The following is a 22,133-nucleotide window of genomic DNA, read 5'->3' as shown; positions in this document are numbered from 1 at the left end:
TTCCGTTGTTCTTATTGTCATGTAGGTTTATGATTTCAGATCATACATTTTATAAAGATCATCCAGCATCCGATTCGCGCTCAGATAACCTCCAGCCAAATTCCAGTTCACTTCGTCGACCTTAAAAATGCTATTTTTCTTGTATGCATCAAGGTTTTTCCATAGAGGATGACGGGTCCAGGCTTCAACATTTTTTTCAATCGCAGCCGGATCCTTACCGGAGTTAAATACGAACAATGTCTCTGCATTCATATCGGGTATGCTTTCCTTGCTGTTGACTTTAACTCCCCACTGATCCCCTTCTTGTGCAGGAGGGCGGGTAAAGCCTAACTCCTTCAGAATTTTCCCGGCATAGCCCATATAATAAATACGTGCATGGTCCGCGCGGAAATTAACAATGGAGGCCTTGATCGGCAGACGGTCACCCATTTTCGTCCTGAAATTCGCTACACGCTGATCCCAATCCGCCAGTAATTGTGTTCCTTTATCCTCCTGATTCAACACTTGTCCGATCAGTTTTACGGTTTCCTTCCACTCATATACTTCATTGACGGCCACGGTAGGGGCAATTTCCGATAATTGCTGGTACGTCGCCTCGTTACGGAATCGGGTTGCAATGATGACATCCGGTTTCAGGTTATAAATCTCCTCCAGGCTCGGCTGTGTTTCCAACCCGACCGTGGGAATCCCTGCGAGATCCTTTTTTAAATAGTCATACACGGGCTCCGTTCCATGGGACTCCACAATCCCCACAGGCTTTATACCATAGGCGATCATAACATCGTTGGCTCCGTTATACAGCGTTACGACCCGCTTGGGTGTCCCCTTAATCTCGGTTTTACCCAACACATGCTCAATGGTACGCACCGAATCGGTTGAAGCCGCTCCCTGCGTGTCCGTCGTTCCTTTATCCGTTCCAGTCGCTCCACCGGAATCCGCACTCTTACCCGCGCCTCCAGTGCCACAGCCTGATAAAAGCAGCAATACAACTATGAGTGCAATCCATATACTCCCCTTGCCTGATGCTTGCATTTCTCTATTCCCCCTATTTAGATCGCCAATAATGATATTGATTCTCATTATTAATTATAGGGAGGGGGGCCATGATGAACATGGACGTTAGCGTCCTTTATTTGGACGAATCAGACAATAACAACGTGATCGTTTTGTCCAATAACAGGTCGTGGGACAACGAAGTATAGCATGTATACAGGTGTCGGCTATCACACATATGGTGTACGGCTCCGCTTTGCACCGCCTTTAGCTTCTGCCATTCAGGAGAGCGCCACAGTGCCAGACATTCCTGCTGAATCGTTTGTTCTTCACAGGCATTTCCATAATGGCGGAAACACGTCAGTATGATGCGATCCGCATCATATTCAGCCAGATCGTCCACCGTCACCTCACGGTAATGGGCAATATCCTCCACTCCCGCAGGCATAGCCAGCTTTAAATCCCCGTATAGCACCGTTCCCACATTCCGCTGTCCATACACACACATTTTCTGGTTCCCCACTCCGACGATTAGCACCGTCTCCCCGCCGATCTTTTGCCTGAGCTTTCGAGAAATGGTCGCAGCCTTCGTTTCATACCGTTCCAGCCATTCCACCGCTTCCGCATCCTTGCCGACAATACGGGCAATCGACTGAAAATGAGTGCGCCAGTTTTGAAAAAAGGGCACGGTGACGGTGGGCGCAATCTGCTCGTACATTTTTTCCTTTTTCGACTTCTCAAAATCTCTAAACTCACAGGTTAAAATCAGATCAGGCCGGGCTGACATCAGCTTCTCCAGGTCGGGCTGAACCTCACCCACCGAAATGGTATTGCGGAAGCCCTCGGTGACAGGATAAGCCTTGTTGATGACCGCCGCATACGGCTCAATGCCCAATGCCACCAAATGTCCGGTTAACAGATGCTTGAGCGAAGCGATTTTATCCGAATAACGGATTGTATTCACGTAGGCTGAGGGGGAGCGTCCTGTGGCAGCTTTAAATTTGCGGCTAAAATAGAATTCATCGCTAAAACCGGCACCGTGAGCAATAGAACGAAAGGAATCACGGGTAAGCACCAGCGCCTGCTTCGCATGATTGATACGAATGTCCGTCAAATATTCCATCGGGCTTTTGCCAATCAATTTTTTGAACATACGTGAATAATAATCAGCGCTCATCCCTGCCAGCTCCGCCAGCTTGTCCCGCGTAATATCAGAGGCATAGTGCTGCTCCATATAATGATGGGTCAGCGTCACCGCCTGCTGCACATCGGGCTTCTGATCACGGCTCGTATGCTGAAACAAGGACATCAGCATTTCCTGAAATACAATGTTGGCCTTCATTTGGTCCCACACGCTATTACAATGATGCTTCCTCTTGATCTCCTCGACCATATCCATCACAAAACGAAAGTGGGAAATGATCCATTCATGCGGTCCAATCGCTGGTGCGGGTATGTAACGGTCCGGCTCCCCGGACGGCTGTAATGCAAGAAAACGGATGATGTAATAATCCGCTGGAGCGCCGGACAACATATGGAGCTTCATGGCTGCGCCGGGAGCGAGCATAAAGCCCTTTTGACGGTAAAGAGGATACGTCATTCCATCAATGACTATATCCCCTTCGCCTTCATTGAATAATAACAAGGTATGAAAAGACGTTTCTTGCCGGGAGGAAGAGCGACCAGAGCACACATGCTGAATATCTTGCAGTTTATAAAGAAATGAAGTAAAGGATTGATCCTGCGTATTCATGGCTCCCAGCCTTTCTATATATCGATAATTATTCTCGATTCTATGAGAACTCTTTTCATTATATATAGACTGGGTCGGATTTTGCAAAATGGAATTGCGCTCAAGCTTATAAATGATGAAACGGGTTCTGTATACGGCTTTGACCAGATGGCATGCTGCCGGGTACGCCAGACTGCTCCAGCAAAGGCTTAACCAGTAGCTTGAGTGGCCAGTCCGGCTTTTCAAATAAAATATGCTCGATTTCCTGACGAACGGCAGCCTTGAAAGGCACGCGATGAATCGCTTCTTCCAATTGATGCCTTAATACAGACCATAAAGTGAACTCGTCTATACCATAAACATCGGAAAGAGTATCTATAATGGCGTACAGATTGACTTGAATGCCAAGGGTTTGCAGGTAGAACAGTAATTTCTTCGGTGTTTCATTATATAGGCTGTTGGAATAGCCTGGCCGGATTTGGTATTCAGGATCGGCTATTCCCTGCTCTGTCAGCCAGGGCAGATGCAGACGTACCGAGTCATGGTCACGTAGCAAAATGTGCTCGATCTTTCCATTTTTCCAAACCAGCACACAGTTTTGTCCATGGATTTCAGGCATAAGCCCGATCCGATACAAGCGCAGCATGATTTCAAAAAATGCCGAGCACACTTCACCGAACAGTTGTTTTACCGATTTTGCCGTGTCTGGAAGTCCGCGCTCAGCCGCCCATTCCTGGAAAAAATGGTGCTGACTTGCGGCCAACGCAGACATGGGAATCAGGCGAACAGCAGGATCATGGATCAATTCGTGCGGATAAATCCGCGCCATCGCTGCCAAGTGCCGGGGTGGATCATCATACAGGCTGCCATTTTCCGGCATATAGGCCCACCAGGAGCCTTCATCGCATAAAAATAAGCGTTCCTGAAGCTGTGGGTCACGCGTCTTGGCTTGCTGCAACATGGCTTGTCCGCGATCTCCGTTAATCAGCTTTACCGCAGGGAGATAGCGGGATGCCCCCAATGAAAACACGCCCAGCGGCAGCTTGACATAATTCTGCCCGCCATCCTTGGGAGACAGGGAGCGCACAGACGAGGTTGCCTGAAAAGCTCCGGCCTTCACTTCCAGTGGAATCCATACTTTGTCCACCTGCTCGGTATGTAAATGCTGGGGTAGCATATACGTGAGCTGCCACGGATGAACGGGGATTGCAATATAATCCGCAGCTAATCCGCGTTCCTGCATCTCCTGCTCTACTAGCTGACGCTCGGAGCTGGACAGAAGAAGGTCGTCCGGCTGCTGCCCATCGTATGGACGCTGTGTGTCCGATTTGACTGCATCTGCTACTGTTTCTGTGTCCGTAAAATGAGGCCCTTGTGCGATTCCCACTCCGGTCATCACCGCATCCTTTCGGAGCGCCACCCAGTTCAGCGTGATGTCTTGCCCAAATTCAGCGATATATTTGCGATAGTCCTCCTCGTTCAAGCCCGTTTTGGCCTTGGATGCGGGGTGAAACGGACGATCACGCAGCGAAGAATACTGTTCCAATCGTTGAAAAGCCTCTGAGGGCGATTTCTCCAGTATATTTTCATCCGTCAGTCCGCTATCCAGCGACCATGTAGTCTGTTCAATGGATTGCTCTAGTAGCTGGATAAACCGTCCCACTCCCTCCTGTTGACGGTATTCTTCATCCAGGCATCCCTCAATCACACGCTGCATCAGCGTTACGGGGTGAAGCAATTCTGCACTAAACCCGCCACCCTCTGACCACCGCCGAATTTCATACACACCACTCGACTGTAGATAGCGATAGGGTTGAACCACTGCAGCTTGTACGGGAAAAATGAGACTGTGCTGCTGTTCCCGATCCACCCACCAGCGGTAAAGGCTTATATAACGACCGTTTGGAGAGGTTTCCCCTTTTGGATCCGCAATAGCTTCAGGATCGGCAAAAGAAAATAGCTCGCCTAATTCAGGATGGACGGTAGTATAGTAGCTTTGCCATTGCGAAATAGACAGCAGTTCAATATCGGCATGCTCCCAAAATCCTTCCGCCAGCAATGTATTGATGAGATCCTGCATGACATGGTTTTCAGCCTGCTTTTTCTTCTGCAAAAGCGTTGTTTCTTCGGATGAAAGCACCGGGGTCGTGCTTGTTGTGTATTTCATATGGATTCATTCCTCCTTAATGTTAGTGCTGCTTTGACTGATTTCGACCCTGATCATCGGCTTTATTTTAGAAATCCAGGGGCTGGGGACGATGGGAAGCACCATCCGTCTGCGTAGTGGCGCTATAGGTAACTCTCATTTCAGTTTATATAGTAAAAATGTGGATGTGGATGGCTGAGAAAATCATGATGGGAAATCGTCCAGCCATAGGCTCCCGCAATATGAAACAGCAGAACATCCCCAATTCGCAAATGCTCCACATACACTTCATGGGCCAGCACATCCTTGGGGGTACAAAGCTCACCCGCGATGGTCACTGCTGTTTGTCGCCGCTCTGTGCGCGGAAAAGGATAACGCCAATCGTCAACAGCAACCACCTCAAACGGCTGATTATGCTGCCATGACACTGGCAATCGAAAGTGATGGGTTCCCCCACGAATAATGGCGTAATGCTGGTCATGATTCGTTTTGAGGTCGATCACTTCTGCCGCATAATACCCGCAGTGCGCCACCATATAGCGCCCGGACTCAAAAATGAGCTGGATGTCGGGAATGCGGTATTCCTCCCACACTTGATGCAATTCTTCCATGAAATCATCCCATTCGAACCTGCGCTCCAGATCGGTATACGAAATGCCGAAGCCGCCGCCCGCGTTCAGATAGCGGATGGATAGATCATGCTCCTGAATCCAGCCCTGCACACACTGCAAATACGTAGCGACCATGCGGGCATGCAGCCGGGCATCCAGATTATTGGACAGAGAGTGCATATGGAAGCCCTCCAATTGTACATACGGCAGGCTTTGGGCCAGTCGGATCGCTTCCGGCACCTGAATTTCGTCGATACCAAACTGAGTGGGCCGACCAGACATCGTGATGCTCGCCTCCGGCAAGGTACGCCGCAAATTAATACGCAGCAAAATAGATACACGCTGTTGTCTGCGTTCGGCAATCCAGCCGATACGCTGCAACTCATGCAAACTCTCGGCGTGAATCAGCATCACTTTCCGCTCTAGCGCTTCCTCAATTTCGGAGTCCTTTTTCCCCGGACCTCCAAAAATAATCGGCACGTCGGCTGACACTTCGCGAATGGTCCGAATCTCTCCAATAGATGCAGCTTCAAAGCCCTTTACGGTGGGAAGCAGGCTGGCGATCAATTGAGGATCGGGATTAGCTTTGACCGCGTAAAACAAACTGCAATCGTCGGGCAAGCTGCTCACACAACGTTGTGCCCGTTCTCTCAGTGCGCCCAAGTCATATATATATGCGCATATCGGCTGCTGCTCTCGCTCCCGTGTTTGCTGGATAAGCTTTTCCACATACGGAGCGATCTGTCCTCCAGATAATGCTGTAACAAGCTGCCTCATGTTCTTCCTCCTTTATGTTGAGAGCTACTGTAGGTCAGACCTTCTTTTTTGCAAGGCGCGAAAAGCAATTCCCCGCTCATCACCCAGTACGAAGGCATGAACCCCTTGTTCTACCCATGCGCCGTATTCCCTGTCCCTGCGTGGAATGGCACAGTACGGAATACCTGCTTGCTGTGAAGCTTCAAAGACGCGCTGTAGCCCTTCCTGCACAATCGTTGCATCGGTCTGCCACGGCACTCCGTACGATTGGGACAAATCCGCTGCTCCCTCCAGCACCATGCCCATACCCGGTACAGACAAAATATCCGCGATGCGTTCCACACCCAATCCGCTCTCAATCATCGGCACCAGCATAATCTGTTCATTGGCCTGCTTCATGTAGTCCACCAGACTTCCTTTGCCAAATGCGGCAGGTCTGCCGCTGTTCAGGCTTCGCTTGCCCTCCGGGCTGTATTTAGCAGCCTGAACCAGCATCTCCATCTGCTCCCTGCTCTCCACATGCGGAACAACGATCCCCTGCGCTCCGCTATCCAGTACGCGCAGTATTTCCTTCGCATCGACTTCAGGCACACGCACCAAGGGCGTGATTTGTGCGGCTTCCGCAGCACGGATCATATGCTCCACCGTCTCGGGATTGACCATGACATGCTCCATATCAATGATCACAAAATCATATCCGGCATGTCCGATCATTTCGACCGTAAGCGCCGCCGGAATGGAAGCGATGAGGCCAACGACCTCCTGTCCTGTCCGCAGCTTCTCCTGAAGCCGATTTACAGTCAACATGTCGGCTCCCGGTGCACATACAGCGGGTTCATTCCCGGCTTGAAATGAAGGTCCTCATCCCCAAGCAGACGTCTTTTCATCAATTCTTCAATCTGTACGGTCGGGGCAAACAAATCAAACAGACGGAATCGCTTCTTATGCTGAGGATGCTGGCGCTGATAATCATGAATGACCTGTGCGGACATTTCCCAAAAACGCTGCTCGGCCAGTTGATAATGTTCGGCCAGGAACATCGCCAGCTCGGCGGCTGCAATAAAGAAAAAAGCATCGTAAGAAAAGTCGCGTACATCGTCCGGGTTACTCGTTTTAATAAACGAGTTGCGGTTAATTCGGGCATGAGTTGGCGGCTCAGGATGAAGATCGGGGCATTTCTCCGGCTCTGTCAGATGGTTCACAGAAAACCGGACACCATCATGAAAATCCTTAAGCGCCACCCGTGTCGGTTGCCCGTTCCGGTGGATCAAAATGATATTCTGGCCGTGGGATTCCATACCAATCCCATGCGCATACAGCATATGAATAATCGGCGATATCGTGGCCTCCAGCACACGCCGTGTCCATTCCTCTACGCCGAATTGCTGTATCCACGAATCAATGAAGGGCACTCCATTTTTTTGCACATAACATAGTCCGTTAAAAGGAATCGCATCCTCATCCGGCTGCAAATACCCGTGAATGCTTTCCCGCCAAACCGTCCCCAGTGAGCCGTAGGTTTTCGCCTGACGGTATTCGGGAAGCTGCTCATAGTCATACGTGATACCCAAAACCTCACGCAAAACAAAGAATCCCTGTTGCGCAGCGTATTCATCGTGTTCCAGCAACCCATGCAGCCAGTCCGTGATGAGCGCTCCGTTCAGCACGGTATGCCCAGCCATGATCCGGCTGGTGGAGGTGTTCATAATGCTGAGCGACAGCTTCACATACGAGCGCTCCGGTGTGGTCCGGTTGGACAATGTGCGGATCGACTGCTGCGCCTGATACACATCGCTCGCTTCACCGAGCCATACGATCCGCTGATCCGTCAGTTCTTGATGAAACCGGGGCAAAATGACCTGCTGCCATTGCCACGGGTGGACAGGCATGAAGCGAAAGGCCTCCGGTTGCTGACCGTAGCTGGTTAACAAGGCTTGGAAGCGTGCGACTTCGCTTTCTCCCAGCTCCTGGCGAATAAATGCTTCATACTCAATCGCCTGCGACTGCCCTGCCCGGCTATGGCTTTTGGCAATAGCCAGCCAAACAGGACGGAGCGGCTGCTTGAACTCGGGACCATACAGTTCATTATCTGCCAGCGTAAAGCCGATTCTGGATTTGTAGCATGGATGGTAGGGATGTCCATCCCCCAAATTGCCTTCCAGTTCATCATATCGACGCTGGTCATCCGCCAGAAATGGCGCGGTAAAAGAGCTTTGCGCCTGTACATCCTTTAGTAAGGTCTGCTCCAATTCCTCGATAAAGCGCTGAAGCCGTTCACCCTGCTGTGCGGCACTGAGGACCTCATTTGCAAAATCCGTCAGCGTAGCTGTCGTCTCGCTTCCGTCTGTCCCGACCCGTATGACCGGCACAGGAACGAGCCGAATGCGCCCAAAGCTGTTCATCCGTTTTCCGACAGAACGATATTGGACGGCGCGACCTGTAATGTCTTTGCCGAACAATATAAAATGTGGGTCGCCGTTATTCAAGGAATCGCTATGCGTGTCATAGGGCAAAATTTCTTCATACAGCAATGCCTGAATCAGTTGCCGGATGATACGCTGCTCCACCTGCGTAAAGGTATCCGAGCGGAGCGCCTGAATAAAGCGTTGAGTGGTCGAAGCGTTGCTGGCGGGAGCTGTAGAAAGGCTGCTTGTAGAAAAATTATGGTCCGAAATATTAGTTACAGACATGAAGTCACCTCACGAAAATGAATTGGATTAGGGATCGGGATAAACGAAGGCGCATCCCCTCTGGATTGAAAGCAGCTTGTGAAATTGGCTTTGGCAGGCAGTGTAGGTGCGGTCAATAAATCCTGGATATAGGCAGCTAGACGGGGGCAAGAACCAGCATCTTGTTTCCGTAATTGCTCCAGCACCTTGCGAACCACCCTCCAATACTCCTGCTCACCGTGCTGCTCATGAACCGCAAGGGCATGAATCAATGCCCCCAAATGGTTAACGAAGAAATAATAACGGGTACGCATCCACGGCTCTTCTGCACCGTATAATACGGGACTGTCCTCAGCAATCAATGAACTGATCCACCCGGCTGCCTCGGCCTGTTCACGCACAATACTTACGCCCTCCAAATCCCGTACATAGTAGCATTCCGGCCATCCGTCCTGTAGGGACAGAAGCGAATTTTGTACATGGGCCTCGAATGCGATACCCTTCACCGCAAGCAAACGCAGCATGGGCACCATGGATACGTGCAGATACCGTTCCAGCCAAGTTAACAGGTCAGGCCGTTTTCCGTTTTTGCCCGGGGCATTGTCCCGAATCACTCCAATAAGCCGCGGCTCCTGTTCACCCGGCAACGGCTCCAGCAAGGAAGCCAGTACATAGGTGGATTCAGGGTTCAAATCCATCGGACGATAAAGAACCGTAAACTGGTCAGACAGCTGCTCCAGCTCTTGAGCCGTCGCTGCTCCTCGTTCTGTTGCCGCCGGGCTATACTCATGTCCTGCGTCATACTTTGCATCACTGGTGGTGACCTGTGAAAGCCCTGCACCCTTAGTAAACTCAGGACTCTCTGTCCGTTTCGCATCCTCATTCGGCTGGAAGCATACGCGGCTGTATCCCGTTTCTGTCAGCACCTTGAAGGACTCGGATTGGATATGGGACGACCAGTCGGCTGAAAGCTCATGAATGACCTTCGCAGCATCCAAAGTACGCCGAGCCTGCTCCTGTGTATTGTCACGCACAAGATTGGTAATCCGCACATGCAGCGGTAGCTTATAGCCGTTTCCGGTTTTCAAATCCCATACTGTTCGTATCGAAGAAGTCGGATAAACGACAGGGCCTAGCGCACCCAAAGGAATCAACACCCGCTGACGTATCAAACCTTGAATACAGGATTGACGCAACACCTGCTCGGCCTGCCATGGATGCATCGGCAAAATACGATACCGCGCCAGCTCCTCTCCCCATTGACGCCGAGCATGGAGCCGCACAGACGGGTCAATGGCATCCCTGCGATGCTCTTCACCAATCCATTCCTCCTGCACGTTATCCTCATGAACCGCGAAATAATACAGCGGAAACGCCGCGCCCATCTCGGGACTGTATAACGGAAGCTCATAATCAGCAAATCCTTCCGTGCTTTTCGGAAAAGGATGAAAAGGGTGTCCGATCAGCAAAGACTGCTCTGAGCGTACATACGTCAGGTGGGCTTCTGTACTTGAGGAAGACTTTGGCTTGCTCTCGCCTGTGATCTTCGTATGGTGATCCATAAAGAGCGTCATTTTGTGCATGCTGTTACGAATACGCTGCTTCATCTTTTGCTGTTCCGCTTCCCTTTGCTCGGGCTTGGCGTGATAGCTCATCTCGTCCAGCAGCCTTTGTATAACTCCATCCATCTCCAGGGGCCTGTACGTCCCTCCTTCTTCCACCTCGTACCAAGCACTCCCATACATATGTTGGCCAGTTGCAGAGAAATGGTGTAGAGTTCCCATGATTTTCAGCCCGATTTGGGGCAGAATCACCCTTATTTCCGATGCTTCCGTGTTCATTCTCGGGTCAAATTGTTGTGTTTCCCGCAGATAGCTGTTGACCAAGGCCCGCAGTGTCGCTTGCTCCGCCCAGATCCTGCTTTTGGACAGCTCTCCAGCGATAGTGGGAACCTCCGTTGATTGTATCAGCATGTATACTCTTTCTCTCCCTTCCTGTTCAAACCTTAGGTGCAGCCGCAGAAGCTTTCGCTTCTGGGGTATCACTGGATGTACGACGCGCTCCATTTTTACGAAGGAAGTCAGGCGTCTTCAGGAAAAAAGCGGCGGGAATCGTGAGTAAAATCAATATACTCATCCCGATAAAACCCTCCCTGATCGCTTGCAGCGTTCCTGTTTCCACCGAATAGCCCCCCGCCAGAAGCTGAGCCTTGCGAACTTCAAAATAAATCGAAATCACAACCATTCCAAGCGAAGAGGTCAGTCTGCGCATCACATTGTTCATTGCCGAGCCTTGGGCTACCAGCTCATCGGGAATCGCATTCAGCCCGGCCGTTGTGGCAGGCATATTCGACAGACCCAGCCCAATTCCCCGCAGCATCATGAGGACGAAGATCATCCACAGCGGTGAATTCATCTGGAGCATACCGAGCATCGCCGTAGCGGCACATGTGATGATAAGTCCCGTGCTGATCATTCCTTTTGGCCCCTTGCGATCTAATTGCTTGCCTGCTATCGTGACAAACCACCCTGTACATATAGCGGAAGGCAAAAACACAAGTCCTGTCATCATGGCGTCATAGCCATACACATATTGAACCAGCATCGGAACCAGAAAAATGCTGCCGAACATCGCAATCGCCTGTACACTCGCCACGATGACGCTCAAGCTGTAGGTCGGTATTTTGAAAATGTGCACATTCAGCAATGGCTGTTCCTTCACCAGCTCCATTCGCACAAACAGAACCAGTAAAGCCGCGCCTGCAAGGAACAGTAGAATATGTAGCGGGGCAATCAGATCCGCAGCGGTCGTTGTTCTGCCCAGCGCAAACAGAATCAACCCCACACCCAACGTGACCGTTATAAATCCGCTGCTGTCAAAGGTGCGCGACGGATTGCTACATGCAGCTGTTAAATAACGCATCCCCAGCAGCAATCCCAGCAGTCCGGTTGGCACATTTATGAGGAAAAGCACCTGCCAGCTGCTTAGAGATAGCACGATTCCTCCCACCGTAGGTCCGAGCATCGGAGCCGCCATAATCGCAATCCCCCAGATTCCCGTAACCTTACCGCGTTCCTCCTTGGGAAAGGCTTCAAAAATCAGCGCCAGCGATAACGGAATCATCAGTCCGCCTGCCATCCCTTGCAGTCCCCGACAGAGGATGACAGCGGTAAGCCCCCACGATAACGAGCCGAGCAGGGAACCTGTGACAAAGAGCGCAAGTCCGCTCAGATATACTTTCTTTTTTCCAAAACGATCTGCCAGATATCCGGTTAAAGGCATCGTCATACCCATCGTGATTAGAAAAATAGTGATGAGCCAGCTCGCCGTAGCAGCGTTCGTATGAAATACTTTAATGAAGGACGGAATCGCCGGGTTGAGCGAACTGTTATTCAGCAAAACCGTAAAGGTGCCGAGCATCACCGTGATGACGACTTTCCACCGCTCGGGCACAGCACGTATGTTCATCCCTCGGCCTGCTTAACCATGACCGTGCTGCAACCCGACATAGGCCACATGCACCGCTTCATTAAAAATGAGGAAAATGTCGTCGATTTGGCGCTCCGTCACAATCAGCGGCGGTAAAAAGCGCATCACGGCGGAATGCCTTCCCCCCACCTCCAAAATCAGTCCACGTTTCAGGCATTCCTGCTGTATTCGAGAGGCCAACTGCTTATGGGCCGGATGATGTCCTAACTGATCTACAGGCTGTCGTTCATCCACAATTTCCACCCCGATCATAAGCCCCCGGCCGCGTACATCTCCGATGCAGCCTGTTTGGTACTTTAAGGCGTTCAGACGTCCCATTAATTGTTCGCCTCTGGCTGCAGCATGGTCGGGTATACGGTGCTCCTTGATATATTTCAGCGTGGCAAGCCCGGCAGCCATGGCCATTTGATTGCCACGAAAAGTACCAATATGCGCGCCGGGATTCCATACATCCAGCGCTTCGTTGTAAATCACAACCGACAGCGGCAGACTGCCGCCGATCGCTTTGGACAAGACCAGCACATCGGGAATAATGTCCGCATGTTCAAAAGCAAACAGCTTCCCCGTTCGTCCAAGCCCGGTCTGCACTTCATCAATGATCAGCGGGATATCCCGTTCCCTGGTGATACGGCGAATTTCCCGAAGCCACTCCACAGACGCAGGAATAGAGCCGCCTTCCCCCTGAACCACCTCCAGAATAAAAGCACATGGCGTAAGGATCCCGCTCTCGGGATCATCCAGCAGATTTTCGATATAACGACTGCTAAGCGCCTGCGTCTGCTCTCCACCTACTCCGAATGGGCACCGATACGCATAGGGATAGGGCATAAAATGAACATCCGGTATCAAGCCCTGTACTCGCTCTTTTTGCCCCAAAGTACCGCTGAGACTCATCGTAGCGTGGGTTGATCCATGATAACCTCCCTGAAAGGAAAAAATGCTTCGGCGGCCCGTAGCCGTTTTGACCAGCTTGATCGCAGCTTCCACCGCATCTCCCCCGGTCGGGCCACAAAATTGAATTTTCGCCTGACGGGCAAATTCAGGAGGCAGACTGGCGAACAGTTCTTCTACAAATTGCTCCTTCACCGGAGTAGTCAAATCGAGCGTATGCAACGGACGCTTGTGATTCAGCAGCTCCCTGATCGCCTCAATGACCACCGGATGATTATGACCGAGTGCTAAAGTTCCGGCCCCGGCCAGGCAATCGTAATAAATTTTTCCATCCATATCCTTGACATGGATGCCCTCTGCTTCGGCGATGGCAATGGGGATACGACGGGGGTAGGATCTGGCATTGGATTCCCGTGCAGCCTGACTCTCCAGATAACGGGTGTTTTGCGAGATAGCAGTAGTAGCTTTTGGCAACTCTATCGCTCCTTTGATATTGATAATCATTTTCAATTAATTCACCTCCTTATTATATGGAATAAATATCCTGTTTCCATGGACATTTCAGACCGGAATTTGGACAAAAACTGTTTTTAATTCCTAAAATAGAATAAAAAACCACAATGAAAATCGTCATTTCGACCATTTTCACTGTAGTTCTTTGGTATTTCTTCCTGACAGAATCAGGAGCGCGGTTTTTCATATGAGATTTTCGCTATAGCATCGTGCAGATGGATAGATTCTTCATTTCGGCACTCCACCGCGAAGGCACGAACGGCCTCCAGTCAGTCCGGATTTATGGTGAATCCGCCGCGTTGCATCTAATGGGTAGTCCACGTCCACGATAAAATCGAGTGATTCCTTCGGAATACCCAGCTTTCGACCAAGTGGAGTACCCAGTATGTTGGATAGCCAAACGGGTGAAATCGAACCCAACGGTTTATGGACCCGAAGCTCCTTCGCCATATTCGTTCCCAGCTCTATCATCGTCGGGCTCTGTTGCCTTTCATCCATCAAAAGGGCTTTTGAACCCAACCAAATGGATAAAATGTCGTAGCCCCTTGCTCGCATGAATATGTGTAGCCAAAGTTAGCATTTCTTCGGTACTAATGAATACTTGTCAAACTTCGCTTGATTAGGTCTGCCGAAATATTATTTTTCAGTCAGGACCCGATCACCGCTGCTCGCAGGCTGAGAGATCACCAAAAACTCAACATCCTCATTCGTTTCGTTAAACATTTGATGAGGGACCAAAGGAGGAACCTCACAGCCTTCCTGAGACCATAATTCGATTCGTTCACCATCCACTTCAAGTATGGCTGTACCTGATAAAATAAAGAAGAATTGGCGTGCATGATGGTGATAATGTCTGACCTCGTGTGTATTCCCGGGCATACGCTCATGAATAATACTCAAATCCTTATTTTTCACCAAACGCCAACCATCACATTGGTCTCCCCATATATAATGTTCGGCATTGTTTTTACTTATTTTCAACTGAACCCCTCCTTTTACCATTACTGATTCATAATGCTCATATATCTGCCTTTATAATTTCCTCCAGCTTAATCCAGCTAAAATCCTCTTCCCCACGGGACAGCTTCACTTCCCGCCGACTCGTGTTAATCACCGTCACAAACCCGCACAGCTCCTCGTCATCAAATGGATTGAATACCCGCAGCGTAATGGGCTTCCGCTCGTTATAGGAAACGATGATCGCCTGCTCAATCTGCTGCATTTCCTGATCGTCCAGTGTCGGCTTGCCGCGTCTCCCCTGCTCCTTCATCAGTCGCAAATATGCATCCCGATGCTCAGGCAAGATCATGCGAGAGCTTTCCCATATGCCGTTCCCTTCAAGCTTTTTCCCCATCGTAAACGCCTCCTATGCTGTTCTGGTTACCGGATGCCATGCCAGTACCTGATCTAATCGAAAAACGCGTGGCTGGCCTGTCTGTAAACAGGTGGCCCGTATCAAACCATTCCGCACACGATGCACCTCAATGCGCCGCTGAGACAGCTTGCCCTTCCGGTCCATATACACGATTTCCACGATCTGTCCCACGTATTTTTCCAGCATGCTCCTTCACTCCTTATCAGAACGTTTGTTTGTATTATATGCGAACATGCGTTTGATTATCAATGTTAAATAATCCCCTAAGAGAATGTGATGCTCTCAGGGGATTATTTAACACGCTTTGACATCAAAAAGTGGATCTTCCCAATCGTAATTCCAGCCCATATGCAATAGAACATCATAGCATTGAAGCCTATATCCTGGAACGTAGAATATTCCAAACTCCAATATATATGGGTTTTATAAACATTTATTTATAAATATAGGCATTAATGTTTAGACAATACTTTTCATTTTTTGTAGTCTTGGTAAGAAAATAAAATTTAAAGGAGTATAATGATTATGAAATTTGTAAAGCTAACTTTATTCACGATGGTTTGGATGATGGTTCTCTTTTTTAGTACTAGCCACAGCATATATGCCGCGGCTACGGGGGATGTCCTTAATAAACCGGAAGAAGGATGGTCTCGTTATGAAGCGAATACGCCCGAGATCACCTATCTTGGTGGTAATTGGTTTCGTGATAATACCGGCCCAATAACCTGGACTTCTCCCTGGCAAAAATCTGGAACAAGTCTAAAGTTTAATTTTAAAGGTACTAAATTAAGATTAATTTCTACCACTTGGTGGTCTGGTTCTAGCAGCATTGATGTCATTATAGATGGTGTTAAGGTTGATAACTTTTCTTTGACTGGAAGTGACGTAGCAGCCCGTAAAATCATGTACGAAAAATTAAACTTGCCTCAGGGAGAACACTCTGTTGAATTTGTAAATAATACACCCAACTATTTATTTATATATGCAATTGATACTGATGGGTCGTTACTTCCCTTTAAACCTGTCGAGGTAGCGCCAACTCCTGAACCTTCTGAACCTTCTGAACCTTCTGAACCTTCTGAACCTTCTGAACCTTCTGAACCTTCTGAACCTTCTGAACCGTCAGTGCCCTCTGAACCGTCCGAACCCTCACAGCCGAGTGGTGACCGTGCAATTCTGGTTGTGACTATGGATAACGGGCTTGAAAAAGAATTTGATATAAGCAAGAAGGAACTAGCCTCTTTCATTCAGTGGTATGACGCTAAAGATGCCGGACGGGGTGCTTCTTTCTTCGCCATTGATAGACATACCAATAACAAGGGCCCTTTCAACAACCGCAAAGACTATGTAATATTCAATAAAATTTTGACATTCGAAGTAAACGAATATTCACCTAAATAATAACGAATCACAGCACGTCCACAACTAATTCAATATTTAAACACTCCCTCGAAGTTGGACAGTTCTTAACATTGGAAAAGTGGCAAGCCTCCAAGTGATAAGGGGCTTGCCATTTAACGTTCCGATTGACAGGTGCATTGACCCACAATCGAGTAGATTGACTAGAATGTCTTTCCTCCAAATGAGGCTTACTGAAAATGGCGAAGAGGGCAGAATGATTGTCGCAAAGCGGCAACGGCTCCTTACTTCTCCAGAATTAAACCGCTGGTGCGGGATTAAAATTCGTAGGTGGACAGCTTGATATCCTCTTTATTCAAGCTTTTCAATGGATAGGCTTGGCCATTCCAATAAGTCAGGATATCAACAGGCTCATTAGCGCTATGTTCTTTTAGCATAAGAGATAATTCAGGCAACAAATGCGGAAGCTGGTAAGAGCTTGTTATAAAATGATACTCTTCCGGACTTTCACATTCTTCAGCTCTGTAAAAAACAAAGTAACCCTCGGTGTTGTCCCCGATGAGTACAATGTAACGAGCAAGAAAAATAATGTCACCATTGGAAAAGGGGATGGAATATGTCGCATTAGGAATTAAATCCGTTTCCACCCCCTCTATACGCGCGGTAAGTTCACTGTTAAGAGCATCTATTCTTTCTCGTTGCTCGCTAATGAGGTGTTCATAACTTACCGGGACAAGCCCTCCCTTCCTAATCGTGGTGATCAGTTCATCGATAAATACCTTTTGAGACAAAACCCGATTACTCATCCTATTCATCTCCACATTCATTTAAATCACAACCTTCTTACTCATTTCAAAGTGCTTCATATTTATGTAAATTAAAATCTTATGTCATAGAGATGCTCTTTTGTTCAACTTATGGATTGCAGCCATCATCATGAATGGGTACGGTTAACCCGATCAATCAACTACCAAATATTTTTGTGATTGCGTTCACAACTCTCTCCATTTGAAATGGTTTAACAATGAAATCCTTTGCACCTGCCTGAAATGCTTTGATAATCGCTTCTTGCTGACCCAAAGCAGAACACATTAAAATTTTAGCATGAGGATCAAGCCCTATAATCTTTTCAACAGCCTCAAGTCCATCCATCTTGGGCATATTGATATCCATGGTGATTAAATCTGGACGAAGGTTCGAGTACTTCAAAACAGCGTCATACCCATTTTCCGCCTCCGCAATAACAGAGTGACCCAAATCCAAAAAAATATCCTTAAGCACAGATCGCATAAATAAAGAATCGTCGACGACTATAATTGTTGCCAAGGTAATCTCTCCTGTCGTTTTATATATCATACTTCTTCATTCAGATGCTGACTGCTGAACAAAATGCATATCCAGTTTCAATATCGGTGAAATAATATCCGAAGTTAATAGAAAAATTCTGTTAAAAATAAAAACGTTACCAATGGATTACAAACGGAATTTTAAACTAGATACTATTGAATTAGTTTTCAAAACAGGTTTTCATAATGACGTAAATTATTCCTGTAGGGTGAAGATCATAAAGTACTAGGTATCCACTGGAACCTTTGCACTATATAAGCAGGACTTAAAAGTTACCTATCGTGCCGTTCCGCAAACGGATGGTGCTTCACTTGTACAGCACCATTCCGCCTACTCCGTTTTTCATGTGAATTTACGAACCCGTTTTGATTGACAATTTCTATTTCTTTAGGATTTCTAACTTTGGAATATGTAGCCTATATTATAATGTTTCAAATTCAAAACCCCCTATCATACCATGCATTACATCACAAGTAAGCCAATCTAATGCATTTTTACTCAATAGCTTCATAACAATTTCTTGTATCTTTACAGGTATATCTCCTGTTACACAAGATGCTAATTGAATAGATGCAGTGCTACGATCCTCCACGTAAAAACGATGCAAACCCGTTTGATAAATTCTCTCCACTCTTGCCAAATGAACAGCGCCAGTTAGAACATACACAGCATAGCCTGGCTTAATAAGAAGCCTCACTCGTTTCATAATCAAGATCTTCCTCTTCCCATACATGAACAATCACAATCTTCTCAAGCACAGCAATGTCTGACATGTTCTTCTCCTCTTTTCTAAAAAATTTTATTTAACCAGATCAAAACTTAACCTATAACCGAGCAAATGTAATTAATAATTCCTTTTGTTAAAAAAAGATTTTTTATAAATATTATGATTATTTCATAATGCTTACTAACAGGGTAAAATAATTGATAAGAGGTGATTATTTTTGGCGATAAGCATAAAGTTAGAAGAAACATTGGTCAAAGCAGGAATCACAAAAAATGCCTTGGCTCGCGAAGCAAAAGTTCGACCGAACTTAATTTACGATATGTGCGATGGTAAGACAAAACGCATAGATTTGGAAACATTAAGTCATATTCTCGACACATTAGAAGAACTTACAGGTCAGAGACATAGCCTGAGCGATGTTCTGGAATATATCCCACGCAACGAAAAAAACGATCACACTCCTGTCTAATGGAGATAGATCGTTTTTTTATGCTCTACATGTAGAGATAACTGCTTATAGTAATAAGTAAATATAATAATAAAGTTGTAAAATACGATTTTACTAAGGCTCTGATTGTCAAAAGTACATTCAAGGTCTAGATAAGCTTGTAAAAAATACAGACAGGCTGCTAACTCCGCGATTAAATCGTAATAGTTCATTATTTGGTATTTATTTATTATTGTGTATTTATTTATTATTGTGTATTTATAATTTAAACTCGAAAGATGCACATTAAAACGAAGTAGCTGGAATGGTGCTGTACAAGCGAAGCGGTGGCGATGGGAAGCACCATCCAGATGCGCAGTGGCACGATAGGTAACTTTTGAGTTCAGCTTATATAGACATAAAAAACTGACACTGGAGTCGTTCCAATGTCAGTTTACAGTCTTATTCATTCAGGGCCTTTTTCAAAGCCTCCAGGTTGTTTTTCATAACGCCAAGGTAATCGAGGTTCTTCTGTTTGTCTTCATCCGTCAGTCCTTCGAGTGGGTTCAGTACATCGGTTTTTGCACCGATTTCAGTAGCTACGGTCTCAGCGACCTTTGGATCAACAAGGGTTTCAAAGAAAATCGTTTTCACATTATTCTCTTTGGCAAATTTGATAATGCCCGCCAGCTTGTCCGGTGTAGGCTCTTGCTCCGGAGATAGTCCGGAAATCGCCACTTGGGTCAGGCCGTATTGCTTAGCCAAGTAACCAAAAGCAGTATGCTGGGTAATAAAGTCTTTGCGTTTTACATCTTTCAGACCTGTTTTAAACTCGGTATCCAGCTCTTTCAATTTAGCGATGTAAGCATCAGCATTTTTTTCATAATCTGCTTTGTTCGCAGAATCTGCAGAGATAAGACCCGCTTTAATGGACTCTACTTCCTTTTGGGCCAATACCGGATCAAGCCATACGTGAGGATCCAGCACATGATCGTGACTATGACCTTCCTCAGCGTGTGCTTCTCCTTCTTCCTCCTCAGCAGTACCTTCCATCAGGTTCAGCCCTTTACTTGCTTCAACCACAACACGCTTGTCGTTAGACGCACTGCTCAAAGCCTGCTCTGCCCAGCCTTCGACGATACCGTTATATACAAAAACGTCGGCATCCTTCACCTGTGCCATATCTTTGGCGCTTGGCTCCCAGTCATGCGGCTCCGCACCAGCAGGAATCAGCGCGGTTACATCAGCATGATCTCCAGCGACCTGCTTTGTAAACTCATACATCGGATAAAAAGTGGTAACCACTTTCAGCTTTTTGCCGCTGTCCGTCGTTTGTGCCTGATTCGGCTCGGTTTGGGGAGTGTTGGTAGCTGTATTATCAGATTTGGCTCCGCAGCCGGACAAAATAAGTGCCAGTCCCGCAGACAATACGAATGATTTTTTGAACCATGTATTCATGTTCATAACTCCTTTATTTGTTTGGTTTTTCAGAAAACGAACTGTTTCATTCACTGGCGTGCTGCATTCTTCTGCCGGGAAGCCTGCTGCTTACCCAGTTTGCGGACCAGCTTTTGAATACCGATTCCCACGATCAGGAATAATAACAGCACCATGGCAATCGTCCCCCCTGGGGGTGTACTCAGTTCATACGACGCAGTTAAACCCGAAAATACCCCGATCAATGCGGTCACCATAGATATCCAGATGGCTGCGGCAAAGCTAGGTGCAATTCGAATCGCCAATGCAGCCGGTAGCACAATCAGTGAGGAGACAAGCAACACACCGACAATCGGCATTGCAGCAGCTACAATCATCCCTGTCAAAATGCTAAACGCAAATGAAATAGATTTGACAGGAAGGCCGTTTGTCTTCGCCGTTTCTTCATCAAAGGTAATCTGATACAAAGGACGCCGAAATACGAAAAAGAAAATACCCCCGATCACAGCGACTGCGATCATCAACATAAGCTCTGTCTGATTGACCGCCACCACTGAACCGAACAAATAAGCGGAAAAGCCTTTATTAATACTCTGATTCAGGTTCATTAGAATCACAGCCGTCGACAGGCCGCCTACCATAATAATTGCCACAGAAATCTCGCTGTACGTTTTATAAGACCTGCGGACGTATTCAACGATAATCGCTCCGATTATAGCTACAATAAAACCGGTTATTGTCGGATTAATGCCCAAATAGGCACCCGCTGCCACCCCTGCCAGTGATACATGCGATAGCATGTCCGCCATCAGAGCCTGACGCCGCAGCATCAGGTACACTCCAAGCACCGAGGCCAGCAGTGCAATTACCCCACCGGCACAAAATGCCCGCTGCATGAAGTCGTAGTGCAGCATTTCCATCCGCCATCTTCCTTCCTCTCAAGTTCAATAATACGATCCAGATAATGTTGCACTTCCGATAGTCCATGGGTAACCATGACTACGGTTCTTCCATATTCCTTAACCTGCTGATTCATCAGATCGTAGAAGTGATGGCGGCTTTCCTGATCCATTCCGGTCGTGGGCTCATCCAAAATGAGCAAATCCGATTCCTGAGCGAGCGCTCGTGCCACACAGATGCGCTGCTTCTGTCCACCGGACAGCTCGCCGATTTTACGATGACGCAAATCCCACATGCCTACCTGACGAAGCGCTTGCTCTGTCAGATCATGATCCTCGGGCCGCATACGGCGCAACCATGAGCCATGAGTGTATCTTCCGGAACGGACAAACTCCAGGATGGTGCTTGGAAATCCGCCATTAAAAGCAGCAATTTGCTGCGATACGAATCCAACAACAAGCTTCTTGCCCTCACCTGTGCGGTCGGACATAAACACCTTGCCCTTCCAAGGTTGAAGCAAACCGAGCAACAATTTGAGCATTGTCGATTTGGAAGCCCCATTTGGCCCGGTAATGGCCACAAATTCGCCAGAAAAAATTTCAACATTGGCATCCACCAGGTTAGGAACGTCCCCGTAGCCAAATGTAACTTGTTCCAGTGAGGCTAATAACATGACGCAAATCTCCCTTTCCTTTAAAAAGCCTGGAGCCATCTGAACGACATGCCTCCGCGCAGATTCTCCAGGTCGTTTATTCTCATTA

21 protein-coding genes and 1 pseudogene are annotated in these 22,133 nt (G+C 47.8%); 2 read left to right on the top strand and 20 right to left on the bottom strand.

All coding sequences use genetic code 11. The annotated features are described in order from the left end of the window. Positions 1-27: 27 nt before the first annotated feature. The 14 genes and pseudogenes from ABIA61_RS03020 to ABIA61_RS02955 all read right to left on the bottom strand — a co-directional run bounded on the left by ABIA61_RS03020 (position 28) and on the right by ABIA61_RS02955 (position 15,361). On the bottom strand, positions 28-1,032 hold the full coding sequence (locus ABIA61_RS03020; protein WP_283655826.1) for an ABC transporter substrate-binding protein: 1,005 nt from the start codon (positions 1,030-1,032) through the stop codon (positions 28-30). 97 nt (positions 1,033-1,129) lie between these two features. Beyond that, positions 1,130-2,746, bottom strand: a complete 1,617-nt coding sequence (locus tag ABIA61_RS03015; RefSeq protein WP_404580269.1) for a helix-turn-helix domain-containing protein — start codon at positions 2,744-2,746, stop codon at positions 1,130-1,132. Between the two features lie 106 nt (positions 2,747-2,852). Further along, the gene (locus tag ABIA61_RS03010) at positions 2,853-4,892 is read right to left on the bottom strand and encodes an IucA/IucC family protein (RefSeq protein ID WP_404580268.1); all 2,040 of its coding nucleotides are present in this window, start codon (positions 4,890-4,892) and stop codon (positions 2,853-2,855) included. Positions 4,893-5,032: 140 nt separating this feature from the next. Further along, entirely contained in the window at positions 5,033-6,259 is a 1,227-nt protein-coding gene (locus ABIA61_RS03005) for a type III PLP-dependent enzyme (RefSeq protein ID WP_283655823.1), read from the bottom strand. Between the two features lie 24 nt (positions 6,260-6,283). Beyond that, positions 6,284-7,045, bottom strand: coding sequence for an HpcH/HpaI aldolase family protein (locus tag ABIA61_RS03000; protein WP_283655822.1), 762 nt, complete (start codon positions 7,043-7,045; stop codon positions 6,284-6,286). Continuing rightward, positions 7,039-8,928 carry an IucA/IucC family protein gene (locus ABIA61_RS02995; RefSeq protein ID WP_283655821.1) on the bottom strand — a complete coding sequence of 630 codons (1,890 nt, stop codon included), beginning with the start codon at positions 8,926-8,928 and terminating at the stop codon, positions 7,039-7,041. Before ABIA61_RS02995 ends, ABIA61_RS03000 begins: the two co-directional genes overlap by 7 nt. Beyond that, on the bottom strand, positions 8,919-10,880 hold the full coding sequence (locus tag ABIA61_RS02990) for an IucA/IucC family protein (protein WP_283655820.1): 1,962 nt from the start codon (positions 10,878-10,880) through the stop codon (positions 8,919-8,921). The genes ABIA61_RS02995 and ABIA61_RS02990 overlap by 10 nt, the downstream gene beginning before the upstream one ends. A 25-nt stretch (positions 10,881-10,905) precedes the next feature. After that, positions 10,906-12,375, bottom strand: a complete 1,470-nt coding sequence (locus ABIA61_RS02985) for an MDR family MFS transporter (RefSeq protein WP_404519091.1) — start codon at positions 12,373-12,375, stop codon at positions 10,906-10,908. A 12-nt stretch (positions 12,376-12,387) separates the two neighbouring features. Further along, positions 12,388-13,791 carry a diaminobutyrate--2-oxoglutarate transaminase gene (locus tag ABIA61_RS02980; protein ID WP_404580407.1) on the bottom strand — a complete coding sequence of 468 codons (1,404 nt, stop codon included), beginning with the start codon at positions 13,789-13,791 and terminating at the stop codon, positions 12,388-12,390. Between the two features lie 176 nt (positions 13,792-13,967). After that, a pseudogene (locus ABIA61_RS02975) lies at positions 13,968-14,069 on the bottom strand (GTP cyclohydrolase FolE2); the annotation flags it as partial. Next, on the bottom strand, positions 14,029-14,298 hold the full coding sequence (locus ABIA61_RS02970) for a hypothetical protein (RefSeq protein ID WP_283655818.1): 270 nt from the start codon (positions 14,296-14,298) through the stop codon (positions 14,029-14,031). The pseudogene ABIA61_RS02975 and the gene ABIA61_RS02970, both read right to left, overlap by 41 nt. 138 nt (positions 14,299-14,436) lie before the next feature. Beyond that, positions 14,437-14,781, bottom strand: a complete 345-nt coding sequence (locus tag ABIA61_RS02965) for a cupin domain-containing protein (RefSeq protein ID WP_283655817.1) — start codon at positions 14,779-14,781, stop codon at positions 14,437-14,439. A gap of 37 nt (positions 14,782-14,818) precedes the next feature. Further along, positions 14,819-15,154 (bottom strand): YolD-like family protein, encoded by a 336-nt coding sequence (locus ABIA61_RS02960; RefSeq protein ID WP_283655816.1) that lies wholly within the window; start codon positions 15,152-15,154, stop codon positions 14,819-14,821. A gap of 12 nt (positions 15,155-15,166) precedes the next feature. Then, positions 15,167-15,361: a hypothetical protein gene (locus ABIA61_RS02955; protein ID WP_014281351.1), complete on the bottom strand. Its 195-nt coding sequence runs from the start codon at positions 15,359-15,361 to the stop codon at positions 15,167-15,169. A gap of 339 nt (positions 15,362-15,700) precedes the next feature. Here ABIA61_RS02955 and ABIA61_RS02950 point away from each other — a divergent pair, with 339 nt between their 5' ends. After that, positions 15,701-16,576, top strand: coding sequence for a hypothetical protein (locus ABIA61_RS02950; protein ID WP_404580267.1), 876 nt, complete (start codon positions 15,701-15,703; stop codon positions 16,574-16,576). 275 nt (positions 16,577-16,851) lie between these two features. Here the strand turns inward: ABIA61_RS02950 and ABIA61_RS02945 are convergent, their stop codons facing one another. From ABIA61_RS02945 to ABIA61_RS02935, 3 genes are all read right to left on the bottom strand, one after another. Beyond that, entirely contained in the window at positions 16,852-17,340 is a 489-nt protein-coding gene (locus ABIA61_RS02945; RefSeq protein ID WP_404519304.1) for a hypothetical protein, read from the bottom strand. A 157-nt stretch (positions 17,341-17,497) separates the two neighbouring features. Further along, positions 17,498-17,860, bottom strand: a complete 363-nt coding sequence (locus ABIA61_RS02940) for a response regulator (RefSeq protein WP_283655814.1) — start codon at positions 17,858-17,860, stop codon at positions 17,498-17,500. 442 nt (positions 17,861-18,302) lie between these two features. Continuing rightward, positions 18,303-18,587 carry a hypothetical protein gene (locus tag ABIA61_RS02935; protein ID WP_283655813.1) on the bottom strand — a complete coding sequence of 95 codons (285 nt, stop codon included), beginning with the start codon at positions 18,585-18,587 and terminating at the stop codon, positions 18,303-18,305. Positions 18,588-18,825: 238 nt separating this feature from the next. Here ABIA61_RS02935 and ABIA61_RS02930 point away from each other — a divergent pair, with 238 nt between their 5' ends. Beyond that, complete coding sequence (locus ABIA61_RS02930) at positions 18,826-19,077, top strand: helix-turn-helix domain-containing protein (protein ID WP_283655812.1); 252 nt, start codon at positions 18,826-18,828, stop codon at positions 19,075-19,077. 420 nt (positions 19,078-19,497) lie between these two features. Here ABIA61_RS02930 and ABIA61_RS02925 read toward each other — a convergent pair whose 3' ends face one another. From ABIA61_RS02925 to ABIA61_RS02915, 3 genes are read right to left on the bottom strand one after another with little or no spacing between them, the layout of a single operon-like run. Next, complete coding sequence (locus tag ABIA61_RS02925; protein ID WP_283655811.1) at positions 19,498-20,493, bottom strand: metal ABC transporter substrate-binding protein; 996 nt, start codon at positions 20,491-20,493, stop codon at positions 19,498-19,500. A gap of 50 nt (positions 20,494-20,543) precedes the next feature. Beyond that, on the bottom strand, positions 20,544-21,392 hold the full coding sequence (locus tag ABIA61_RS02920; protein ID WP_014281343.1) for a metal ABC transporter permease: 849 nt from the start codon (positions 21,390-21,392) through the stop codon (positions 20,544-20,546). Beyond that, a complete protein-coding gene (locus ABIA61_RS02915; protein ID WP_025685519.1) occupies positions 21,338-22,045 on the bottom strand; it encodes a metal ABC transporter ATP-binding protein in 708 nt (235 codons plus the stop codon). Before ABIA61_RS02915 ends, ABIA61_RS02920 begins: the two co-directional genes overlap by 55 nt. Between the last annotated feature and the right edge of the window lie 88 nt (positions 22,046-22,133).

This window comes from Paenibacillus sp. RC21 (assembly GCF_044907935.1).
Classification (GTDB): Bacteria; Bacillota; Bacilli; order Paenibacillales; family Paenibacillaceae; genus Paenibacillus; species Paenibacillus terrae_A.
Note: the sequence above shows the minus strand (reverse complement) of the source record. Positions and strands in the feature narration are given on the sequence as shown.